This window comes from Deinococcus rhizophilus, from assembly GCF_030271215.1.
GTDB classification, from domain to species: Bacteria; Deinococcota; Deinococci; order Deinococcales; family Deinococcaceae; genus Deinococcus; species Deinococcus rhizophilus.
In genome coordinates this window covers 1-2,887 of the sequence record NZ_JASNGB010000260.1, presented here as the reverse complement: position 1 = coordinate 2,887, position 2,887 = coordinate 1, and the positions used below count along the sequence as shown (strand labels likewise).

General features: G+C 70.3%; 4 protein-coding genes. 1 reads left to right on the top strand and 3 read right to left on the bottom strand.

What is annotated here, in order from left to right; all coding sequences use genetic code 11:
* On the top strand, positions 1-220 hold a 220-nt coding region (locus QOL99_RS16250; RefSeq protein WP_285525343.1), incomplete at its 5' end, for a hypothetical protein.
* Here the strand turns inward: QOL99_RS16250 and QOL99_RS16245 are convergent.
* The 3 genes from QOL99_RS16245 to QOL99_RS17910 all read right to left on the bottom strand — a co-directional run bounded on the left by QOL99_RS16245 (position 217) and on the right by QOL99_RS17910 (position 2,877).
* Positions 217-1,338 (bottom strand): HNH endonuclease signature motif containing protein, encoded by a 1,122-nt coding sequence (locus QOL99_RS16245; protein WP_285525342.1) that lies wholly within the window; start codon positions 1,336-1,338, stop codon positions 217-219. The two genes, QOL99_RS16250 and QOL99_RS16245, sit on opposite strands and share 4 nt — an antisense overlap.
* The gene (locus tag QOL99_RS16240) at positions 1,331-1,783 is read right to left on the bottom strand and encodes an HNH endonuclease (protein WP_285525341.1); all 453 of its coding nucleotides are present in this window, start codon (positions 1,781-1,783) and stop codon (positions 1,331-1,333) included. The genes QOL99_RS16245 and QOL99_RS16240 overlap by 8 nt, the downstream gene beginning before the upstream one ends.
* A gap of 869 nt (positions 1,784-2,652) precedes the next feature.
* Positions 2,653-2,877, bottom strand: a complete 225-nt coding sequence (locus QOL99_RS17910) for an integrase core domain-containing protein (protein WP_407650211.1) — start codon at positions 2,875-2,877, stop codon at positions 2,653-2,655.
* Between the last annotated feature and the right edge of the window lie 10 nt (positions 2,878-2,887).

Sequence of the window (2,887 nt, the reverse complement as noted above, 5' to 3'; positions counted from 1 at the left end):
CCACGTGTACGACGACCAGCGGGCGCAGGCGGCGCTCAGCCTGGAAACGCTGCTCGCTCCGGTGCGGGGGAGCCGGGCGCAGGCGCGCCTCAGTTCCTCCGGGGAGTGGCACGCGGGACGCGCCAGCCTCGAGCGGCTCCACGCCGCGCTGGGTGCGTTCCTGGCGGAGGCCCCGGAGTGGGCGCGCCAAGTGGTGCAGGAAGGCCTGGAGGACCGCTAGTAGCGGGGCACGTTGCGGGCCTGGGCGACGGCCTCACTCAACCGCGCCACGGCGTGGGGCAGCTCGGGTGGCGCCAGGGCGTGTCCGAAGCGTGTGGTCACGTCGTGATCCAGCACCGCCGCCGTGGCCGACCAGCCCGCGTACGCCGCGTAGGTCCGGGTGAGGTGCGGCCGCGCCCTGGCGAAGCGCTCAGCGTCCGGCAGGCGCGCCCTCTTGACGTGCATGTTGTGGCCAGGATCACTGGGCACCAGGTTCCACAGCTCGCCGATCGGGTGCACCGAGACCGGGATGATGTGATCGAGGGCGAAGCGGGTGGGGGAGAGGGGATGACCGGTCCAGGGGCAGAAAAAGTCGTGCCCTTCCAGCATCAGCAGCCGCACCTGGTGCCGCTCCCAGGTCAGGGGCGTGCGGGCCTCCGGGGACGCGCTCAGGCGAGCGAACACCTCCCCGCGCGAGACCGGTGGGTCCTGCGCCACCCGCTCCACGAACAGGCTCCACTCGTGCACGCACAGGGCCTCGATCCACAACGGCAGGGTCTGGAAGGTGCGCCACAGGGAAACGGGGACCGTGAAGGCCGTCTCCTCCGGGCGCGTGCCGGGGAGCGGCTGACCTGCGAGCGTGCCAGCCGGCGCGGGCAGACCGAACACCCGGTGCTCGCCGCCTGGACCGGCGTAGCGCACGGGTTGCCGAACGGCGCGCGCGAGGACGGTCAGGGTCTGGTCCGTCATGACCTGCAGTTCGGGGGGCAGCTGCCCCCTCCCCGCCCGGTACGCCGAGAGGAGCAGGGCGCCCCCCGCCGGGTCCGGCCGGGTGTACGGCAGGGCCTCCCAGGCTTCACGGAGCCGGGTCAACGCCGGGCGGAAGGAGACATCCTGCCGTTCTTCTCCGTCCCGCCTCGCCCTGGGGCCCTGATAGATCGGCCGCTCGCCCACGAAGCCCCAGTAGTGGACCAGCCAGCGCTCGGCCACCCGGCGCAGGGGCACCACGACGTCGCCCTGCGCCTCCAACGGGTACTCGAGGGCGAGGTCGTTGAGTGCCCGCACCAGGGCGAACTTGTAGCTGTTCGACTTCGCCTCGTGGCGCAGCAGGGCGGCGAGCAGTGCCTGACCGTCACCCACGGTAGACCTGCTCGGCGTGGAACAGCAGCCGCTCGCGGGACACCGGCCGGAAGCCGCGTTCGGGTGGGGCCAGCGCCTGGCCCTCGAGCGCGTAGGAGTGCCGGCCGTTGCGGAACTCCTCGCGGATCCGGGGACTGACGATCAGGCGGCGGACGTCGGGGTCGACGGTGACGTAGCCCTGGTCGTAGAGCCGGTGCAGGTCACTGCGCAGCAGCAGCCCGTTCTCGACCGCGTGCGGGCCACCCTGGGCATAAGGCTGGACGTGCGCGGCTTCCAGCACCGGGAGGGTCTTCTCGCCGGTCAGGGCGCAGCGCCGCGCGTAGGCCTCGGTGACCAGCGCCCGGAAGGCCCCCTGACCCAGTCTGGGGCGCACGGTCCGGGGAGCACCGAAGCGGGCGCTCACCGCCGCCTCGGTCGCGGGGAGAACCTCCAGGGCCTGATCCACCTGCGTTTGCAGCCTCTCGGTGACCGCGTTNCGTAGGCTTCGGTGACCAGCGCCCGGAAGGCCCCCTGCCCCAGGCGCGGACGCACGGTCCGGGGAGCACCGAAGCGGGCGCTCACCGCCGCCTCGGTCGCGGGGGGAACCTCCGGGGCCTGATCCACCTGCGCCTGCAGCCTCTCGGTCACCGCGTCGAACAGCGCCCGGCCATCGGCCTCGTCGGTGGAGTAGCCCTTACCGACGACGATGGTGCTCTTGAAGGACTCGGGAACCGGGAGCCACTGCTCCCGCGGAAAGAAGAAGGGCTCGGCGAGCAGCAGGCAGGTGATCTCCGGGTTGGCGTGCGGCTCCAGGGGGGTGCGGCGGTAGTGGGCGATGCGCCGGCGCATGACGTCCTGATCGGGCACGCCGTTGGCCTCCCGAAAGGCGTCCCAGGCGAGGGTGAGGGGCAGCCGCACGGCACGGGCGAAAAAGCCCCCGCCCACGATGAAGTGGTGCGGGGCGTGCAGCTTGAACAGAAAAAGCTCGCCTTCTCCGAGGGCCCCAAAGCCCTGACCGCTGGGCCGCCAGAAGTTCACCTCGGTCAGGCCACGCTGCCCGGCGAGGAAGTGGTACCACCCGTCGTCGGTGACGCCGACGAAGATCCGCATGCCCCAGGGTAAGGCAAGAGACCAGTGATGAAACTCGCAGGTCGGCGTCAGCACCCTTTGAAGCCGCACAGCTGCTCAACAATCTGCTCTGCTGATGTCCGTCACGACTTTGCATGGTCGCCTGCTGTGCGGAACTCTATAACCCTTAAATGACGCGCATCTGCTGGTAGTCCCGCGTTACTGGGCTGGCCCCAAAGTTTGGACGGTTTCGAGTAGAGACTCGGCTCAGGAGAAGGGTACACCATGGGCTTTTCCTGCTTGACCAGGGGAAGGTCGGACGACCACATTTGCGGTGTCCTGTCCGCAAAGGGGGGCGTCAGGCCGCCCCCTGGCCTGCCGAGCGAACTCGTCGGGGGTCCGGTAGCTCAGCGACGAATGTGGCCTCCTGGCGTTGAAAAACTCCCGGTAGCCATCCAGGACCACCTGGGCGTGCCGGGCCGAGTAGAACACCTCCTGGTTC